A 2,967-nucleotide genomic window follows, 5' to 3' on the forward strand; every position below is an offset into this window, starting at 1 on the left:
TCGGGGGCAAAGGTTGGAGAGGTCTCAAAAATTGAACCCCGTTGACACAGAGAAAGACCGCCTAACGTCAACAGTCCGTAGGAGAAGGCTCTAAATACTTCGATCCGTTTTCTCTAGTCGTGAAGAGGGTCGTGAATCGGGTTCCCTATTTAAGGACTGCCTGACAGACTGTGTTTTCTGCCGCCCAACTGCGCCCAACGGTGCGCTCAACGGCTCTTCTACACCCCTACCCGATCAAACTTTGTGCCCGTAGTGAATCGCTCCTCAATTCTAGCAAACTCTCTGAAATAACCTTTCGATCGAAGAAGTTCGGAGAACCGTGCTTTAACGTGAATTCGATGAAATCTTTCGCTGCGGTTGTTAATCTAGGCAGCCCCCTAAATCCCCCACGAGTGAGGGACTTTGAACCCAAAATCTTGTCTTAAAGTCCCCCAATTTTGGGGGGTTTGGGGGGCAGAAGCGCTGAAGAACGAAGCAAAAAAACCTCATCGAATTCACGTTGCTTTAAGGTAAATTCCATAAAACCGCTCGCTGCGGTCAGTTCAGTCCGTCCCCAAATTCCCTACCAGTGCGGAGCCTTTCACCGAAAATCCCTTAAAGTCTCTCAGAATTGGCAGCTTGGGAGGCAGACGTGCTAGGCAACGAAGCGAAAAAATTGTCGAACTGACCCTCTAGCCAGGAATTTTGATGCCAAAGGAGAAACATGACCCGCGATCGCGCGTACTTTCTACACAAATCTCACCGCCCAGTAATTTGACAAACTGCTGGCTGATGGCCAATCCTAGCCCCGTGCCCCGCTTAGATTTTCGTCCTGCCTCAGTCTGCACAAACGCCTCAAACAGTTTGTCCATTTCTGCTGGAGAAATTCCATATCCAGTGTCTTCTACCTCAAACTGAAGCGTGTGAGACGTGGGAAAGTCGGAGTCAATTGAGTCGTCTGAGCCGACGCTTTCCGGCTCGCTCTCCATAGGTCGAGACCAGCACCCTACCTTTACTCGCAAACTGACACTGCCGCGATCGGTAAATTTAAACGCATTACTCAGCAGATTGATCAACACCTGAGACAACTTATTGGCATCGGTTTCGATCCGGTGGGGCAGATCGGGCGCGAGGTCAAAGGTCAGCGTCAACCCCTTGAGTGTGGCTTGCGGACGAAACATTTCTTCTAGCGTTTTGAGCAACTCCCAGAGGTCAACCTGTTCCACTTCTAGGGCGACGACTCCCGCCTCGATTTTGGAGACTTCTAATACGTCGTTGATCAGTTTGAGAAGATGCTGCACGCTGTGGTCGATCGTCACCAGTCGTTCTTTTTGGCGAGTATTGAGCGATTGGTCGTAGCCCAAAATTTCACTACAACCGAGAATAATCGCTAAGGGCGTTCGCAATTCATGGTTCATATTGGCTAGAAAGGCACTCTTGGCGCGATTGGCCGCTTCTGCCTGCTGTTTGGCGTTTTCTAGAGCCAGATTTTTCTCTCGCAGTTCTTGAGTCCGCTCTTGGACTTTGATTTCCAGGGTTCTAGAATACTCTGCTAAAGATTGGTGCGAAACCTTCAAATCAGTCCACATCAAGAGTCCGCGACTGAGCAACGCCGACCCAGCCAACGCCAGCCCCGGCGACACCACCACGACCCACCACCCCAGCCAAAAGCACAGGTAAGCGCTGCCTCCCAAACTGATGCCAATCAGACCAATGGCGCAGACCGTCCAGCGCAGCGAAAACAGCCGTGAACCCAAGGCCGCCCCCACGCCCGACCAAACCAAAATCCAGCCCCACTCTAGTAACTCAGGAACGCCCCGCAGCAGCGGCCGACCCTCTAACGCCGCACTCAAAAGCTGGTTGGCTACATTCGCGTGAATCTCGACCCCAGACCAGGCAGACTGAGAATTTGTTGTAAAAGGGGTATAGAAGCGATCGCTCACACTTTCGGCGATTGACCCCACGACGATGAGACGATCGCGCATCAGATTAGCTGGCACCTGATCATTCAAGACCTGAGTCAGCGAAACGGTTGGTGTCCCGGCTTGATAGCGATAAAAGTTAGACAAGATCTGAAAGCCGCCCGCATCGGCTCGCACGTAGCCCCCCTCAAAAGCTTGTAGCGGCACTAAGTTAGCTTTTCCTAACCGGAGTTGACCATCGGGATTTTGCTGAGGCAAAACGTTTTCAGCCTTTAGGTAGGCGAGGGCTAACTTTGCGCCTAGAGTCAGCGTTGTTCGGGTTTTGGGCTGGTTGTCAGGAGATTTACGATTGACCCGCACAGAGAGCAGATTCCGCCGCACTTTGCCATCGCCGTCCTGTACCAAATCGCTGGCTGCTACCTGGTCTCGGCTCTTTAGTCCAACGGGGGCTTTGATTGCCGGGCCGTCTGCCCCACTGACCACTTTCTCAATCACAAATAAGTTAGGCGTTGAGACAAAGGCTTTGAGTAACGCTTGTCGTCCCGGCTCGACGGGCAGATCTCGGTATAGATCCAGTCCGATCGCTCTGGGCCGCTGATGATCAAGTTTTTGGATCAGGGTGGCCAGCGTCAGATCAGAGAGGGGCCAGGCTCCGAGATTACTAATATCCGTTTCGTCGATCGTCACCACGACCACACGAGATGCTCCGGCTTCTGGTGGGCGCAGCCGAAACCACTGATCGAGAATGGCCCACTCCAGTAGCTGCAAGCCTCCGGTGAGTTGCAAGGCGATCGCGGCACCCGCCACACCAAAAACAATCAGTCCGATGCGCTGTCCCTGGACGATGCGCTCTTTGAGCGGTTTCCACATAGGTCAGTCAATAGTCTCTAGAGAACAGGGCCTTCATTGAGGAAGATGCATCTACTAGCATTCAGCGGTGAATTTGGATATTTAGCCCCTGCTTTCACCATTGTGCCTTCAGCACGTCCTCATTGGCTGTTCCTATTGCCTATTAACGTGAATTCGATGAGGTTTTTTTGCTTCGTTCTTCAGCGCTTCTGCCCCC

At 52.4% G+C, this 2,967-nt stretch carries 1 protein-coding gene; it reads right to left on the bottom strand.

Features of this window, described 5'->3' with window-relative positions:
* Nucleotides 1-671 precede the first annotated feature (671 nt).
* The gene (locus ACJ2PR_RS35515) at nt 672-2,771 is read right to left on the bottom strand and encodes a CHASE2 domain-containing protein (protein WP_446880586.1); all 2,100 of its coding nucleotides are present in this window, start codon (nt 2,769-2,771) and stop codon (nt 672-674) included.
* Nucleotides 2,772-2,967 lie beyond the last annotated feature (196 nt).

The sequence above is a fragment of the Phormidesmis sp. 146-33 genome (assembly GCF_052939515.1).

Excerpts from the sequence above, each read along its gene's own strand:
- ACJ2PR_RS35515 (WP_446880586.1), bottom strand. The coding sequence starts at position 2,771 with ATGTGGAAACCGCTCAAAGAGCGCATCGTCCAGGGACAGCGCATCGGA.